Raw genomic sequence first — 17,246 nt, forward strand, 5'->3', positions numbered from 1 at the left:
CTCAGTGCTCCTTCACCAGGTCCGCGTACCGGCCGCCCGAGGCCAGCAGGTACGCGTGGGGTCCGCGCTCCACGACCGCGCCCCGGTCCAGTACGAGGATCTCGTCGCTGTCGCGGACCGTGCTGAGCCGGTGGGCGATGACCACGCACGCGCAGCCGCGGCGGCGCAGGTTGTCGATGACGGCCCGCTCGGTGTCCGCGTCCAGGGCGCTGGTCACCTCGTCGAGAACGAGGACGCTGGGATCGCGGACGAGGGCCCGGGCGAGTTCCAGGCGCTGGCGCTGGCCGCCGGAGAAGTTCCGGCCGTCCTGCTCGACCCTGCTGCGGATCCCGCCGGGCCGCCGGGAGACGACGTCGAGGACGGCGGCGTCGGCGAGCGCCGCGACGACGGCCTCGTCGGAAATCGAGGGGTCCCACAGGGCCACGTTGTCGCGGACGGTCCCCTCGAAGAGGAAGACGTCCTGGTCGACGAAGGAGACCGAGGCGGCGAGGGCGCCGCGCGGGATGTCCGCGAGCGGCATCCCGTCGATGCGCAGGGCGCCCTCCCAGGGGGCGTACAGGCCCGCGATGAGCCGGGAGACGGTGGACTTGCCGCTGCCGGAGCCGCCGACGAGCGCGACCTGCTGCCCAGGACCGACCGTCATCGAGAAGTCCTTGAGCAGGGGCGCGTCGAGCGGGCTGTAGCCGAAGGTGACGCGGTCGAGTTCGACATGGCCGGCGAGGCGGCGGGCGGGCCCGGCGGGCTCGCGGCGGGTGTGGACCGGATCGACCGGGAAGTTCTCGACGTCCCGGAGCCGGGCGACGTCGACGGCGAAGTCCTGCGCGCGGCCGACGACTCCGCCCAGGCGGGCGATCGGCGCGGTGAAGGCGGTCACCAAGGCCTGGAAGGCGACGAGCAGACCGACCGTCAGATGGCCTTCGACGGCCCGCAGACCGCCGATCATCAGGATCAGGGCGCTGTTGACGGCGGCGAGCGTGGGCGCGACGACCGCCAGCCAGGCGGTGGGCACGCCGAGGCGCTGCTGTACGTCGAGGGTGACGGCGTGCTGCCCCGCCCAGCGGCGGAAGAAGCCGTCCTCGCCGCCCGTCGCCTTGACCGTCTCGATGAGCTGGAGCCCGCCGTACGAGGTGTTCGCGAGGCGGGCACTCTCGGCGCGCAGCTTCCCCGCGCCCGTGGCCCGTACGCGGACCGTGATCCGCATCGCCACCACGTTCAGGAGGGCCACGCCGACGCCGACGAGCGTGAGTTGGGGGTCGTACGTCCACAGCAGGACGGCGTAGAGCAGGACGACGAGGGAGTCCACGCCTGCCGCCGACAGGTCGCGGGCGAGGGTCTCGGCGACGGTGTCGTTGGACCGCAGCCGCTGCACCAGGTCGGCGGGGCCGCGCTGGGCGTAGAAGGCGACGGGGAGGCGGAGCAGGTGCCGTAGGAAGCGGGCGCCGGTCAGGGTCGAGGAGACGATGCGCCCGCGCAGCAGGTTGGCCTGCTGGAGCGCGGTGAGGGTGGCGGTGAGGACCAGCGCGACGGCCATGGCGGCGAGCAGCACGCCGAGCAGCGAGGACCGTCCGCCGATGAGGAACATGTCGATGTACGTACGGCTCAGGGCGGGCACCCACGCGCCGACGACGACCAGGAGGAGGCTGGCGAGCACGGCGGCGGCCATGGTGCCGGACATGCCGCGCAGCCGACCCGGCACGGCGCCGAGGAGGCCGGGCCCGCGGCCGCCGCGGCGGAAGTCGGGGCCGGGTTCGAGGACGAGGACGATGCCGGTGAAGGCGGTGTCGAACTCCTCCATGGGCACGAACCGGCGGCCCTTGCCCGGGTCGTTGACGTGGACACCGCGGCGGCCGGGGCGCCGGGTCATGCCGTCGTACACGACGTAGTGGTTGAACTCCCAGAACAGCACGGCCGGGGCGGCGACCCCCGCGAGGGCCGCGAGGTCCATCTGCATGCCCTTGGCCTGGAGGCCGTAACTGCGTGCCGCTTTCAGGAGGTTGCTCGCCCGCGAGCCGTCACGCGAGACGCCGCAGGCGATGCGGAGCTCCTCCAGGGGGACGAACCGGCCGTAGTGGGCGAGCACCATGGCGAGGGCGGCCGCGCCGCACTCCACGGCCTCCATCTGAAGGACGGTGGGGGTACGGACCGGGCGCGGCGTCCTGCCCTTGGGCGGGGCCGCGCGGCGGCGGGTCCGTGGGGCGGGGGGAGTGGTGCGGGTGCGGGGGGCCTGCGGTGCGGCGCGGTTCACGGGAGCAGCCAGTCGACGGGGCGGTGGGCGGATAGGTGGACGGCGCCGGTGACCGGCGTTCCCGAGGCGGCGGTCCGCGGGGAGCCGTCGGGGACGGGCGGGAGTTCCAGGGAGACGAGGACGGCCACCGGGTTGCCCTGCCGGGTGAACTCGGCGGCGAGCCCCTCGTCGCCGAGGAAGCCGGCGATCTGGGCCGGGGTCTGGGGCGCGCCGCCGACGGAGGCGACGCGGCCGCGCAGGGCGCCGTGCGTGCTCCGCGACGCCGAGCGGACGTTGACGTCGACGGTTGCGCCGACGCGGAGGGAGCCGCTGTCGCCGCCGGGCACGTAGAGGACGGCCATGAGGGGGTCGTCCGGGTCCGTGACGCGTTCGACGGTCGCGACGTCGGCGCCGGTCGCCACGACCGTGCCGGTGCGGGCGAGGAGCGCCGTCAGACGGCCCCCGGCGACCGCGCGCACGGGCCGGTCGCCCTGTGCCGTGCGGACGACGACGAGCGGTGTGCCGGCGGCGACCCGCGTGCCCTCGGTGACGAGGACCTCGGTCACCTGCCCGGCGACGGGACTCTGCAACAGGTACCTGCCCTGGGCGTGGGTGAGGACGCCGGGGGCGGTGAGCCGGTCGGTGACGGTGCCGGTGAGGGCCCAGAATCCGGCGGCGGTGATGACGAGGGCGGTGACCGCGAGGACGAACCTTCCCTGGGGGCGCGCGAAGCGCACGGGAAGTTCGAGTTCCTCGGGGGACTGCAGCTTGGACAGAGCCTTCTGGCGGAATTGCATGGGCTGGTGACTGTTCCTTCGGCTGCTTTCGTCTCACCGTGTCCGCGCCGCGGCCATGACGTGTGGCCCTGCCACGGGTTCCGCCGTGGACCCCGGAGCGGGAATCGCTCCGGGGTCCACGGCAGGAGGCTCGCTCAGAGACCGGCGAGACCGGTGACGGCGCTCGTGTTCACCGACACGCCGGTGATGCCCTGGGCCAGGCCGGGGACGCCGCCGACGAGACCCTCGACGCCCTGCACGGTCTGCAGGTTGCCGACGGTGCCGAGCAGGTTGGTGACGTCGCCGGTCACGGCGCCGGCGAGACCGCCGTTGACGCTGACGAGACCGCCGGAGACGGCGTCGAGCTCGGTGTCGTCGATCTCGCGGGTCTCGATGTCGTTACGCATGGGGCGCACCTTTCTTGTCCATGGGGGGAATCCTTGTGCCGCGGGGGCCCGGCGGGTGGCGGATAAGAGGGGGGAAGCCGCTCCTCCGTTTCACCGCGACGGGCCAGATCAAAGCACGCGAACGAGTGACCGGGCCAACTCGGTTGACGCCCTTTCGGGCCCGGATGTGACGCTCGGGAGGCAGGCGTGCAGCTTGTTTCACCGAACACCGACAGCTTCTCCGCAGGACCGGGTAACAGATTCGCGCGGTGCGGGACGCGGGCGGGAGAAAACGGGGCGAACGCGGACAGCTGTACGCCGTCACCTGGTCGTGTCGGAGAGCCCGTGAGGAGGCTGTGCCCGCGTCACGCACACAATGTGCGAGTTTCCGGCAGACAGCCGTGCGGCGTCACCACCCGAGGGTGGTGACGCCGGTTCACGTGCGAGCGGTCAACGGGACGGCGTCACTTGCCGAGCCACGCGTCGCGGATCGTCAGCGTCGACGTGTTGCCCTGCCTGTCCGTGACCTCGGCGGAGAGGGAGATGCCGCTGCCCTTCGCCGGGTTCTTCACGGCGATCCTGCCGTCCCTGACCTTCACGAGCTGCCAGGTCTTCCCGGCGTCGTAGCTCACGGACACGGCGAGCGACCTGAGGTTCTTCCCCGCCGCCGCGCCCTGCACGGTCACCGGGACCAGGACCGGCGCTCCCGCGGGGGCGCGCGAGGCGAGGTCGACGGGGGGCGCGAAGCGGACCGTGGACACCGGCAGCGCCGTGGTGGCCGTGACCTGCTTCGAGCGGAACGTGAAGCTGGTGTCGATACGGGTCGAGGCGGCGGCGATCTTCGCCGAGCGCTCCACGGTGGTCGTCAGCCGGTACTCGGCGTCGGCGGCACCGACCGTGAAGGGCTCCGCGCCGGTCAGCGGGTCGTCGTTCTCGGCGACCTCGACCCCGTCGCGGTACAGCGTCGACGTGGCAGAGGTGTGCGGCGTGGAACCCGCGTGCCCCGCGCCGTCGGCGAACAGCGGAAGGGCCCCGACGAGCTGCTGCTCGCCCGTGGCCGGGTCGGGCGCGGTGCGGAAGACACCCATGACCTCGCCCAGGAGCGGGCCGAAGACACCCGTGTTGAACGTCTCCCGGTACGTCCGGCCGGCCTCGTAACGCTTCGGCCGGACCATCGCGTGGCCGCCCTCGCCGGTCGGGCCCCACTCGTCGGGCTCGCCGTACTGGCCGGATCTCGTCAGCCAGGTGACACCGTCGGTGGTGGAGACGAGGAAGGTGCGGATGCCGGGCGTCGCCTGGTGCGCGGAGAACGCGTTGCCCGGAGAAGCGCCCGGCAGATGGGGGAAGGGTGCGGCGAGCGCGGTCTTCCCGGGCGCCGACGAGCCGAGCCCGACCTTGAGCGTGGCCAGCTCGCCCGCCTTCACGTGCTTGGTGTAGCCGGTCGCGACCTTGCTCGCCCTGCCGCCGAAGGCCACCGAGTACTGGGTGGTGGCGTCCTTGACGAAGTGCGCGTCCCAGGCCTGCAGAAGCGTGCCGTCGGTGACGGCCGGACCCAGGTGGGCGGTGCGGAAGCCGGTGAAGCCGGGGAGCACCCAGCCGTGGCCGACGGTGCCGATCTCGGTGGCGAGGTCGTAGAACGTGCCGCCGAAGTCCGCCGTGTCCAGGCCGGGCACCGTCAGGTTCACCGGCTTGGTGGTCCGCGCGTCGGCGGTCAGCGTGGTGTCGGCGGAGATCTCCAGCTTCGGCTGGGCGATCCAGTCGGTGCCCTTGCTGAAGTCAGAAGGGTCCTCGTAGACGGCCGTGTCGAAGGTGTACGAACCCTTGGGCACCCGGATCGTGCGCGGCCCCGCCTCGCTGTCGACACGCGCGAGGAATCCCTTGGCCGCGCCGCCGACGCCGTACAGGGTGTGGGAGAAATGGGAGGCTTCCGTGCCGTCGCGGCCGACGGTCCGGAGCGTGACGTCGTAGGACTCCGCCTCGCGGACGGCGACCGCCGCCGTACGGACGGACTGACCCGCACCGGTGGCGGTGACGTAGCCCGAATAGCTGCCGTCGGCGTCGCCGAGCCTGGTGTCGGCGATCAGGTCGACCTCGACCCTCCCGCCGGCGGGCACGGTCACCTTCGAGGCGCCGAGCGAGAAGAACCCGGCCGGGGCCGGCTTGCCCGCCGGGTCGAGGGTGGACACCGACAGGTCGAGGGTGACGTCGCTGGTCCCGAGGTTGCGGTAGCCGAGCTTCTTGGTGGCCAGCGGGTCGTCGGCGTGGGGCCACCGCGCCACGCCGAAGCTCAGCGAGACCGGATCGGCGATCACGCTCTGCGCCAGCGCCCGGTCGACCTGGATACGGCCCGAGCCCTGCTGGAAGGCGCTGTGATCGCCGCCCTTGGTGGACGCGATCAGCGCGCCCTTCAGCTCGGTGGACTTCCAGTCCGGATGCTGCTGCTTGAGGATCGCGGCCGCGCCCGCCACGTGGGGCGTGGCCATGGAGGTGCCGTCGATCTGCAGATAGCCGGGGGCCGGGTGCGGAACGCCGGGGCGGGTGTCGAGGGCACTGCCAGGCGCGGCGGCCGCGGTGATCGCCACCCCCGGCGCGGTCACGTCCGGCTTGACGGCACCGTCCTCGGCGCGCGGCCCGATGCTGGAGAAGGCCGCCGGCTTGTCGTCCTTGTCGACCGCGCCGACGGTCAGCGCCGCGTCCGCGCTGCCCGGTGAGCCCAGCGACGACTCGCCGTACTCGCCGTCGTTGCCCGCCGCGACGGCGAAGAGGATCCCCTTCTCGGCGGTCAGCGTGTTCACCGCCGCTTCCAGCGGGTCGACGCCGGGGCTGTCCATGCCGCCGAGGCTGAGGTTGACCACGTCCGCGCCTTCGGCGGCGGCCCACTCCATGCCCGCGATGACGGCGGAGTCGTCCCCGAAGCCCTCGTCGTCGAGGACCTTCCCGCTGATCACCTTGGCGCCGGGGGCGACGCCCTTGTACCGGCCGCCGGACTTGGCGCCGGTGCCGGCGGCGATCGACGCGACATGGGTGCCGTGGCCGACGCGGTCCACGGCGTCGGCGGAGGCGGAGAAGTTCTTCTCGCCGACGACCTGGGTGCTGAGGTCGTCGTGGGTCCGGTCGACGCCGGTGTCGAGGACGGCGATCGTGACGCCCTTGCCGTCGAACCCGGACGCCCATGCCTTGTCGGCGCCGATCTGCGGGACGCCGCGGTCCAGGTTCGCCCTGCGCACCCCGTCCAGCCACACCGTGGCGATACCGGAGGCGGCGGCGCGCGCGCCGGTCCGCTGCTCGTTGGTCAGCGCGTCCCACACCTTCGCCACGTCGTCCGGTGACGTACGGATGGCGTCGGCGTCGAGGGTCGGGAACGTACGCCGCACCTCGGTGTCGCCGGCAGCGCGCACCTGGGCCCGCGCGGCGGCGCCGGCACCCCCTTCGTACCGCACGATCAGCTTGAGCCCGGCGCGGTGGCTCGCGCGCAGTCGCGGGTCGGTGAGCACGGCGAGGTCGAACAGCCGCTGGTCCAGCCTGCCCGTGGCGATCAGACGCTGGGCGTCGCTGGGCACCACCAGGGTCTGGTCCGCGGTGCGCCGCACCTGTACGGGTATGTGCTCACGGCCCTCGGCGGGCTCGAAGCCCACCATCCGGCCCTCGGCGTCCACCACGACGCGGTCGCCCGTGATCAGCGGGACGCGCCGGTCGCCGCCGACGCGGGTGATGTCCGGTGCGGCCGTCGGGTGCGCGACGACCGCCTTAGGGTGCGCGACGACCGCCGTCGCGGGGCCGGTCATGCCTGCTGTCAGGGCCACCGATGTGGCCGCCGCGATGGTGAAGGCGCCTGCTCTCTTCACATGTGCGCGCAAGTCTCCCCCAGGAGCTTGGAATGAGGTCGAGTGGTCTCTCCGGACAGGGGTACGAGGGCGCCCGCCGCCGGCCAGCGCAGTATGGCCAGGTGATCAACGGCGGTACGGGCGGCAGGCGTTGAGGCTCGTACTTTCAAGCCACCCCGAGGTCCGCACGTGCGATGGGACGACGATGGCCGTGTGACGGCGCCGTGACGCCCGGGCGATGCTTGTGCGACACCGGCCGCACGCCGGCGCACGCGGCCCCGCCGGATCGCCGTCCAGGACAGGCCCCGCGCGCTTTTCGTCGACCTGCACCCCCGCTGCTCGGAGCGCGCCCCTCCCCATTGGCCGTATCCGTACCCGGCCGGACGGCCCTCAGCGGGCGCGCAGCACCGCGCAGCCGCCGGGCGGCAGTTGACCGACCGGGCCTCCCGTCAGCAGGTCGTGGGCGGGCTCCGGCCGCGGCACGGCATCGGCGCGGTGGTTGACCAGGACGTGCCAGCGGCGGCCGTCCACGGCGTGGCGGGTGACGGCCTCGACACCGGACGGCAGCCCCGGCAGCTCCTCGACCACACCGGCTTCGTCGAGCAACCGGGAGACCAGGGCCGCGTAGCCGGTGTCGTCGAGACGGGTGGAGAGGTACCAGCCGGCGCCCGCCCCGAACCCGTGGCGGGTGAGTGCCGGACCGCCGGCCAGCATGCCCTCGGTGTACGTGGCGAGGACCTCGGCCCCCTCCGTACGCAGGGACTCGCTCCAGGCGGAGCCCCGCGAGCCGTCGGAGAGGACGGTCACCTCGTCCCGCCGCAGCGGACGGTACTCCTCGATCCGGATGCCGAGCGCCGCCCGGAGCGGAGCGGCCGGGTAGCCGCCGAGGCGGGCGTGGAGGCGCTCGTCGACGGCGCCGCTGAAAGGCTGGACGAGCAGAGTGCCGCCGCTCGCCACGTAACGGTTCAGGTTCGCGGCGCCCGCGTCGGAGAGCAGGAACAGGGCCGGGGCGAGCACGAGCCGGTAGCGGCTCAGGTCGTGCCCCGGGTGGGCGAAGTCGACCGTGGCACCGGCGTCCCACAGCGCCCGGTGGGCCCGGCGCAGCGTGCCGTGGTAGTCGAGTTCGGCCGAGGGCAGCCCGTCGGCCTCGAGCGCCCACCAGGCGTCGGAGTCGTGCAGGACGGCGACCTCGGCACGGACGGTGGAACCGGCGAGTTCGCCCAGGCGGCCCACCTCCTCCCCGACGGCCGCGACCTCGCGGAAGACGCGGCTGTCCGGTCCGGCGTGCGGGACCATCGCGGAGTGCCACTGCTCGGATCCCGCGCGGGACTGGCGCCACTGGAAGAACATCGCGCCCTCCGAGCCGCGGGCGATGTGGCCGAGGGTGTGGCGCCGGATGTCACCCGGCTCCTTGCCGAGGACGCGGTCGCCCGCGTACACGGTGTTCGTGCCCTGCTCCATCAGCAGCCAGGGCGCGCCGCCGCCGAAGGAGCGGGCCCGGTCGGCGCCGAAGGCGGTGTCGGCGGCGGCGTCCACCCCGGGCGCGGCGGGGTAGTGGTCGACGGCCACCAGATCGACCTCACGACCGAACGCCCACAGGTCCAGGTTCTGGTAGCCGGGCAGCATGAGGTTGGTCGTCACCGGGCGGTCGCTGTGCGCGCGGATCGCGTCACGCTGCTCGCGGTACGCGGTGAGGGCCTCGTCCGACCAGAAGCGGCGGAAGTCCAGGGCCTGGCCGGGGTTCTTGTGCCACTGGGTGGCGCGGGGCGGAAGGACCTGCTCCCACGCCGTGTACCGCTGGCTCCAGAACGCCGTCCCCCAGGCCTCGTTGAGGGCGTCGAGGGAGCCGTGGCGGGCCCGCAGCCAGACCCGGAACGCGGCCGCGGTGTGCCCGCACCAGCAGAGGGTCGCGTACTCGTTGTGCACGTGCCACAGGGCCAGCGCGGGGTGGTCGCCGTAGCGGGTGGCGAGAGCGTCCGCGATACGGAGGGCGGCCCGGCGGTAGGCGGGCGCGGCGAGGCAGTAGGTGTCCCGGCTGCCGTGGATCAGCCGGGTCCCCTCGGGGGAGACCGGCAGGGCGTCGGGGTGGGCCAGGGTGAACCAGGGCGGCGGGGAGGCGGTCGGGGTGGCGAGGTCGACGGCGACACCGGCCGCGTGCAGACGGTCGAGCTGGGTGTCGAGCCAGGCGAAGTCGTAGCGGCCCTCCTCGGGTTCGAGCAGGGCCCAGGAGAAGACGCCGACGGTGGCCAGGTTGACCCGCGCCCGGCGCATCAGCTCGTCGTCCTCCTTCCACACCTCCTCGTCCCACTGCTCCGGGTTGTGGTCCCCACCGAAAGCGAGACCGCCGAGCCGGTCGGTCAGCCGGCGCGTCGTCATATGAGCCACTCCCTCAGCTTGTGCCGTAGGCATCCCTGTGTCGAAGCGCTTGGATGCCGAGGCGAGGCTATTGACGCGATTCCCGTACGACAAGAGCCTGGGCAGATCCAAGAATCCCTGGAGCAGCAGCAGTTGACACCGGCACCGGAGCCTGTCAGCATCGAAGCGCTTCGATGAAGCGTCGCCACCGCCAGCCTGCCGAGGGGTTGCCCACGTGAGTTCCCTGTCCACGTCCGCGGCCGATCAGCCGCCCTTCCGCGACCCCGCGCTGCCGCTGCGCCGACGCGTCGACGACCTGCTCGAACGGCTCACGCCCGACGAACGGCTCGCGATGCTCCACCAGTACGCGCCGGCCGTGCCGCGCCTCGGCGTCGACTCCTTCCGTACCGGCAGCGAGGCCCTCCACGGCGTCTCCTGGCTGGGGAAGGCGACGGTCTTCCCGCAGGCCGTCGGCCTCGGCGCCACCTGGGACGAGGACCTGGTGCACCGGGTCGCGGAGGCGGTCTCGGTCGAACTGCGCGCCTTTCACCGCCACCGCCCGCCGGTGATCGCCCCCGACCGCGCCGCCAACAGCCTCCAGGCCTGGGCGCCCGTCCTCAACCTGCTGCGCGACCCGCGCTGGGGCCGCAACGAGGAGGGCTACTCCGAGGACCCGACGCACACCGCCCGCCTCGGCGAGGCCTACTGCCGGGGCCTGTCCGGCGACCACCCGGCCTATCTGCGCGCGGCCCCGGTGCTCAAGCACTTCCTCGCCTACAACAACGAGGACGAGCGCTGCACCACCTCCTCGGGGCTGCGTCCGCGCGTGCTGCACGAGTACGACCTCGCCGCCTTCCGCCCCGTCGTCGCCGCCGGTGTCGCGACCGGCGCCATGGCCGCGTACAACCTGGTCAACGGCCGCCCCTGCCATGTGACTCCGCTCATCGAGACCGAACTCCGGCGCTGGGCGCGGCCGACCGGCCACGAGCTGTTCGTGGTGAGCGACGCAGAGGCCCCGTCCAACCTCGTCGACCCCGAGCGCTACTTCGGTGACCACGCCGAGTCCCACGCGGCGGCGCTCAAGGCCGGCATCGACAGCTTCACCGACCACGGCGAGGACAGCGCGACACCGCTCGGCCGGCTCCGCGAGGCCCTGGAGCGTGGCCTGATCGACGAGTCCGACGTGGACCGCGCGGTCCGACGCCAACTCGAACTCCGCTTCAGACTCGGCGAGTTCGAGCCCGACCTCGACCCCTATGCGGCGATCGGCCCCGAGGTGATCGACTGCCCCGAGCACCGCGCCCTGGCGAGGCGCGCCGCGACCGAGTCGGTGGTGCTGCTCAAGAACGACGGCCTGCTGCCGCTCGACCCGGCGCGGGCACCGCGGATCGCCGTCGTCGGCCCGCTCGCCGACACGCTGTGCGAGGACTGGTACAGCGGCACCATGCCGTACCAGGTCGGCATCGCCTCAGGACTCGCCGCGGAACTCGGCGCGCACGGCGGTGAGGTGATCCATGTGGACGGTTCGGACCGGATCGCGCTGCGCTCCCGCACCACCGGCGAACTCCTGGGCAAGACCGCGTTCGACGTCGTCGACTGGGGCCACGGCGTACTGACGCTGCGGGCCGCCGACACCGGCCGCTACCTCAGCCTGGGGGACGACGGCTCCCTCGCGGCCGACCAGGAACTGCTGAAGAGCTGGGAGATCCACGAGACCTTCCGCCTTGAAGCGGCGGGCGGGGGAGGGGGTGACCACGGCCTGCTCCTGCGCTCCGTCCTCACCGGGCGCTACGCCGCCGTGGACCCGACCGACGGCCGGGTGACCGTCACCGCCGAGACCCCGGACGCCGCCGAACGCTGGCAGCGGGAGCTGCTGCGCGACGGCACGGCCGAGGCGCGGGCGGCGGCCGAAGCCGCGGACGCGGCGGTCGTCGTCCTCGGCAACCACCCGCTGATCAACGGCCGGGAGACCGAGGACCGGGCGGGCATCGACCTCCCCCAGGCACAGGAGGCACTGCTGCGCACGGTCGCGGCCGCCCGCCCGGAGACGGCGCTCGTGGTGATGAGCAGCTACCCGTACGCCGTCGACTGGGCCGAAGAGCACCTGCCCGCCGCGGTGTGGACGTCCCACGGCGGGCAGGAGACCGGCCACGCCCTGGCCGCCGTGCTGCTCGGCCGGGCCGAGCCCTCGGGCCGCCTGCCGCAGACCTGGTACCGGGGCGACGACCCGCTGCCCGACCCGCTCGACTACGACATCATCAAGGGCGGCTGGACCTACCAGTACCACCGTGCCACCCCCCTCTACCCCTTCGGCCACGGCCTCTCCTACACCGCCTTCTCCCACCGCGACCTGCGTCTGTCACACCCGTCGATCACCCAGGACGGCACGGTCGACGTCACGGTGACCGTGACCAACACCGGCCCGCGGCCCGGCAGCGAGGTCGTCCAGCTCTACGTCCGGGCCGTGGACGCCCGCTACGAGGCCCCCCGGCGGCGCCTCGCCGACTTCCGCAAGATCCGCCTGGAGCCCGGGGAGAGCCGGGAACTCACGTTCCGGCTGCCCGCCGAGCGGCTCGCCCACTGGGACGTCGCCACCGGTGCCTTCACCGTCGACCCCGGCGGATACGAGCTCACCGTCGCCCGCTCCGCCGGGAACCCCGTCCTCACCGCACCGCTCACGGTGACCGGGGAGGCCCCGGGGCCCCGCCCGGTCGTCGGACGCCGGACCCTGGCCGTCGACTTCGACGACCACGAGCACACCACCATCGTTGACGCCACCCGCGCCGATGGCGACGCCGTCACCCCTGCCGACCCGGCGACGCGGCCCGCGACGCTCCTCTTCCGCGCCGTCGACCTCTCCGGAGCCGTACGCGTGGAGGTCGAGACCGCCCGCGAGGACGAGGGACCGCGGGAGGCACGCCTCGAAATCCACGCCGGTGAACGGAGGTTGGCGGAGATCAGGGTGCCGGTCACGGGCGACCGCTACACCTGGACGACCGGCGCGGCCGGGTTCACCGCGCCGCCGGACGGTGTCCACGACCTGCGCCTGACGCTGCACGGCGCCTTCCGCCTCGCCGCCTTCCGCTTCGGTGAGGCCTCCGAGGGGAATCGGGGCCCGACCGCCGCGCACGGGGCGTCGCGTACGGAGGGGACCTCCCGATGAAGTTCACCGACGGGTACTGGCTGATGCGCCCGGGCCGTACCGCGCGCTACGCCGCCGAGGTCGCGGACATCCGGGCCGACGAGCACCGGATGACGCTCTACGCACCGGTGAAGCATGTTCGGGGTCGCGGCGACACCCTCAACAGTCCGCTGCTCACCGTCGAGTGCTGGTCGCCCGCCGAAGGCGTGATCGGGGTACGCGCCACCCACCACGCCGGTTCCGTACGGCGGGGTCCGGAGTTCGCGCTGCCCGGAGCGGAGCAGGGGGCGGGCAAGGTGCGCCGGGACGGCGGGGTCGTCGAGCTCGTCGCCGGTGACCTGACGCTGCGGGTGGACACGGCCGAGCCGTGGCGTCTCGACTTCACCGCCGACGGGCGGGTGCTGACCTCCGCGGGGGAGCGCGGCACCGGCTTCGTCACCGACGACGAAGGCCGGCACTTCATGCTCGGCCGACTCGCCCTGGGAGTGGGGGAACTGGTCTACGGACTCGGGGAGCGGTTCACTCCGTTCGTCAGGAACGGCCAGACGGTGGACATCTGGCAGGCCGACGGCGGCACCAGCAGCGAACAGGCGTACAAGAACGTCCCCTTCCATCTGACCAACCGGGGGTACGGCGTCTTCGTCAACCACCCGGGCAAGGTCAGCTACGAGGTCGGCTCCGAAGCGGTCGGCCAGGTGCAGTTCAGCGTCGAGGACCAGTCGCTCGAGTACTTCGTCGTCCACGGCCCGACCCCGAAGCGGATCCTGGAGCGGTACACCGCGCTCACCGGCCGCCCCGCCCTGCCCCCGGCCTGGGCCCTCGGGCTCTGGCTGACCACCTCCTTCACCACCGACTACGACGAGGCCACCGTCAACCGCTTCGTCGACGGCATGGCGGAGCGCGGCATCCCCCTGAGCGTCCTCCACCTCGACTGCTTCTGGATGCGCGCCTACCAGTGGTGCGACTTCGAGTGGGACGCCGACACCTTCCCCGACCCGGCCGGCATGCTGGCCCGGCTCAAGGAGCGGGGACTGCGGATCAGCGCCTGGATCAACCCGTACATCGCGCAGAAGTCGGCCATGTTCGAGGAAGGCATGCGCGAGGGTCATCTGGTGCGCCGCCCGGACGGCACCGTATGGCAGTGGGATCTGTGGCAGCCCGGCATGGCCCTTGTCGACTTCACCGATCCCGCCGCCCGCGCCTGGTACATCGGCAGACTGCGCACCCTGCTCGACGAGGGCGTGGACTGTTTCAAGACCGACTTCGGCGAGCGGATCCCCACGGATGTCGTCTGGCACGACGGTTCCGACCCGGAGCGGATGCACAACTACTACACCCAGCTCTACAACCAGGCGGTCTTCGAGCTGCTGCGCGAGGTACGCGGGGAGGGCGAGGCGCTGCTCTTCGCCCGCTCCGCCACCGCCGGCGGCCAGCAGTACCCCGTGCACTGGGGCGGCGACTGCGAATCCCACTTCAACGCCATGGCGGAGTCACTGCGCGGCGGACTCTCCCTCGGTCTGTCCGGCTTCGGTTTCTGGAGCCACGACATCGGCGGCTTCGAGGGCACGCCGACCCCCACCGTCTTCAAGCGCTGGGTGCAGTTCGGTCTCCTCTCCTCGCACAGCCGCCTGCACGGCAGCAAGTCGTACCGCGTGCCCTGGGACTACGGCGAGGAGGCCGTCGAGGTCACCCGCGAGTTCACCCTGCTCAAGCACCGCCTCGCCCCCTACCTCCAGCGCGCCGCCCAGCAGGCGCACACCAGCGGCGTCCCCGTCATGCGGGCCATGGTCCTGGAGTTCCCCGACGACCCCGCCGTCGGCATGCTCGACCGGCAGTACATGCTCGGCGACGACCTGCTCGTCGCCCCGGTCTTCAGTGACGACGGCACGGTCGAGTACTACGTGCCCGAGGGGCCGTGGACGAACGTCCTCACCGGTGCCCGGATCACCGGCCCCCGCTGGGTCCGTGAGCGGTACGACTTCCACACCCTGCCGCTCCTCGCCCGCCCCGGCTCCGTCCTTCCGTTCGGCGCCGACGACCAGCACCCCGTCTCCGCCTGGGCGGACGGAGTCGAACTACGGGTGCACGCCTTCGCCGACGGCGCCGAGCGGACCGTCGTGATCCCGGCCGCCGACGGCCCCGGCGAGGCGGCCCGCTTCCACCTGTGCCGCCGGGGCGACCGCCTCCACGTGACCACCGGCAGCCGGCACCCGTGGCAGCTGCGCGCCGGCGGCCCGGGCGGCACCCTTCACGCCCGGCCCGCCGACACCCTGGAGGCAGTTCTCCCCTACGAGGACTGACCGTCGCGCTTGTCTGTACAAGCATGGCGGGGTCCGCCCGGCGGGCATCCCTACACCCGGTGGCCCATTTCCGATGCCGTGCGGTGGACCTCGAAGAGCTTCCGGCCGTCGCGGTTGATCCAGGTCGCCGTGAGGGTGGGGTTGCTGACGGTGGTGTCGGCGACCAGCTTGAGGAAGGTGTGCGGTTCGACGGCGCTGTGCACGAGGTGGGGGCTGGGGACGTTGAGGCTGGGGATCGTGCTGTTGTGCAGGGGGCTCACGATGTACTGCCAGAGGTCGTAGCCGACACGGGGGCCGTAGTTCAGCGCGCGGGAGACGTGGATGTCCCCGCCGATGAGGAAGCAGCCCGGGATGCGCTCGGCGGTGATGTAGTCGAGGATCGCGTCCCGCTCGTGCGCGTAGGTGCCCCAGTCGTCGGACTCGCTGTTCTGTTTGTCGTCCCAGATCATGCCGGTGGCCAGGGCCTTGAACGGGGCCGTGCTGGTCCGCAGGCCCTCGCGGAGCCAGTCCCACTGCACCCGGCCCAGACAGGTCGGCTCGGCGGGGTCGGCCCAGCTGGGTTCCGTGCGGCTGAACCAGCGGGGGTCGAGGAGGAAGACCTCGACGGGGCCGCGGCGGAAGGAGGTGTAGATGCCCTGGCCGGCCTCGCGGGTCGTCAGGAGGGTGCCGTCGGCCGCGTGGCCGAAGGTGGCGTTGGCGCGGTGGTCGACGAAGGCGGTGCGGTTGTTCGCCTTGCCGGTGTAGTCGCCGTGCTTGTCGTTGCCGCCGAAGTCGTGGTCGTCCCAGGTGGCCCAGACCGGCATGGAGCGGACGAGCCGCGAGATCTCCGGCTGGACGAGGAACTGGCGGTGCTTGCGGCGCGCGACGGCGAGGTCGGAGGTGTCCACGTACGGTGTGTCGCCGAGCATGACGAAGCTGTCGCAGCCCTCGTCCATGATGCGCGTCCAGACGCGGTCCGGGGTCGAGGGGGCGCACGAGCCCATGCCCATGGTGACGACGGCCGGCCGGCCGGGCGGGGGAGCGGTGGTGAACGAGCCGGTCAGCGGCGTGAATCCGGGCGCGGCACGGGTCGGTTCGAGGCTGAACTCGTACGTCGTGCCGGGGCGGAGGCCGTGCAGGTCGACCAGGAGGGTGTGGTCGTTGGCCGTGGACAGCTCGGCGTTGACGGTCCGCCGGGGCCGCAGCCCGGTGCGGAAGGTGCACAGCCAGCGCGGGTGGAGGGCGGGGTCGAGACCGGGGCGGGCCCAGATCCGCGCCTTGGTGGTCTCGACGTGCCCGACGAGCGGCCCGGCCGGGGCCTCGGGCGGCATGGGGGTGGGCGTGACGGCGGGCGCCGCCCCGGCTCGTACCAGGCGGACATAGCGGGCGAGCGCGGCGAAGAAGGCGGCGCTGTCCTCGACGGCCGCAGCCGGCTGCGTGACCGCGCCGGTGGCGTCGAAGCACTTGTCGACGGTGAGGCTGGAGACCAGGAACCGGCCGCTGCCGTGCCGTCCCTCTAGCAGTGCCGGCGGGAACCCGGTGGCGTCGCAGGCCATGAGCACCCGCATCGACCGCCACTCCTTGACGGTCTCCCAGCTGACCCGGACGGATGTGTTCCGGCCGGTGAACAGCAGACCGCCGCTGGTCCGAAGGCCGGCGACCAGCGGGTGGTCCGGCGCGGTGGGGTGGATGGTGTCGTAGTCGGAGTCGGTCCGTACGGCTCCGAGGGTCTCGGGCAGGTAGGCGACGGAGGCACCCAGCTGGTCGGACTGCGCCAGGTCGAGGACCACCCGGCCGTCGGCGGCGAACTCGCGCAGTGAGGTGCCGTGTTCCGCGACGTACGTACGGTAGGCCGCGTCGTTGTTGGTGAAGCTGCCGAACGCCATGAGGTCCACGGGCTCGGGCTGCCCGGTCGCCGGGCGGGTGAGGTCAAGCGGTACGACCGTGAACCCGGCCCGGCGCAGCAGCTCGGCGAGACCGGTGGCCCGGGTCCACTGGTCGGTGTACTCCAGGACGGCGGCGCGCAGCGGTGCCTCGCCGGCCGCCAGCGCGGACGCCGGGACGGCGGCGCTCAGTGCGACGGCGACGCCGCCCCCGAGCAACAGCCTTCTGTTGATGCCCTTTTCAGCCATCGGTGGTCTCCCTCGCTGAACGGTCGCGGAGTGCGTACGAGGGAAAGCTGGCAGTAGTTGTCATGGAGCGCAAGGGCTTGTATCTACAAGTTTCCGGGATGTTCATTCGCGTCGGACGGGCCCGGGAG

At 72.7% G+C, this 17,246-nt stretch carries 8 protein-coding genes; 2 read left to right on the top strand and 6 right to left on the bottom strand.

Annotated elements, in window-relative coordinates:
- Nucleotide 1 precedes the first annotated feature (1 nt).
- From ABT034_RS07925 to ABT034_RS07945, 5 genes are all read right to left on the bottom strand, one after another.
- Entirely contained in the window at nt 2-2,245 is a 2,244-nt protein-coding gene (locus ABT034_RS07925; protein WP_351212437.1) for an NHLP family bacteriocin export ABC transporter peptidase/permease/ATPase subunit, read from the bottom strand.
- Entirely contained in the window at nt 2,242-3,021 is a 780-nt protein-coding gene (locus tag ABT034_RS07930) for a biotin/lipoyl-containing protein (RefSeq protein WP_351212439.1), read from the bottom strand. The genes ABT034_RS07925 and ABT034_RS07930 overlap by 4 nt, the downstream gene beginning before the upstream one ends.
- A gap of 134 nt (nt 3,022-3,155) precedes the next feature.
- Nucleotides 3,156-3,407, bottom strand: coding sequence for a hypothetical protein (locus ABT034_RS07935; RefSeq protein ID WP_351212441.1), 252 nt, complete (start codon nt 3,405-3,407; stop codon nt 3,156-3,158).
- Nucleotides 3,408-3,850: 443 nt separating this feature from the next.
- Nucleotides 3,851-7,171 carry a S8 family peptidase gene (locus tag ABT034_RS07940; RefSeq protein WP_351212645.1) on the bottom strand — a complete coding sequence of 1,107 codons (3,321 nt, stop codon included), beginning with the start codon at nt 7,169-7,171 and terminating at the stop codon, nt 3,851-3,853.
- Between the two features lie 429 nt (nt 7,172-7,600).
- Nucleotides 7,601-9,586: a beta-galactosidase gene (locus tag ABT034_RS07945; RefSeq protein WP_351212443.1), complete on the bottom strand. Its 1,986-nt coding sequence runs from the start codon at nt 9,584-9,586 to the stop codon at nt 7,601-7,603.
- Between the two features lie 223 nt (nt 9,587-9,809).
- Here ABT034_RS07945 and ABT034_RS07950 point away from each other — a divergent pair, with 223 nt between their 5' ends.
- Together ABT034_RS07950 and yicI are read left to right on the top strand one after the other, a co-directional pair.
- Nucleotides 9,810-12,728: a glycoside hydrolase family 3 C-terminal domain-containing protein gene (locus ABT034_RS07950; protein ID WP_502972843.1), complete on the top strand. Its 2,919-nt coding sequence runs from the start codon at nt 9,810-9,812 to the stop codon at nt 12,726-12,728.
- Nucleotides 12,725-15,007, top strand: a complete 2,283-nt coding sequence (gene yicI / locus ABT034_RS07955) for an alpha-xylosidase (protein ID WP_351212447.1) — start codon at nt 12,725-12,727, stop codon at nt 15,005-15,007. The genes ABT034_RS07950 and yicI overlap by 4 nt, the downstream gene beginning before the upstream one ends.
- A gap of 50 nt (nt 15,008-15,057) precedes the next feature.
- On the opposite strand, the gene ABT034_RS07960 is transcribed toward yicI, so the two are convergent.
- Nucleotides 15,058-17,118 (bottom strand): alkaline phosphatase D family protein, encoded by a 2,061-nt coding sequence (locus tag ABT034_RS07960; RefSeq protein WP_351212449.1) that lies wholly within the window; start codon nt 17,116-17,118, stop codon nt 15,058-15,060.
- Between the last annotated feature and the right edge of the window lie 128 nt (nt 17,119-17,246).

Origin of the sequence: Streptomyces sp. NPDC002773 (assembly GCF_040295605.1) — a bacterium.
Lineage (GTDB): Bacteria > Actinomycetota > Actinomycetes > Streptomycetales > Streptomycetaceae > Streptomyces.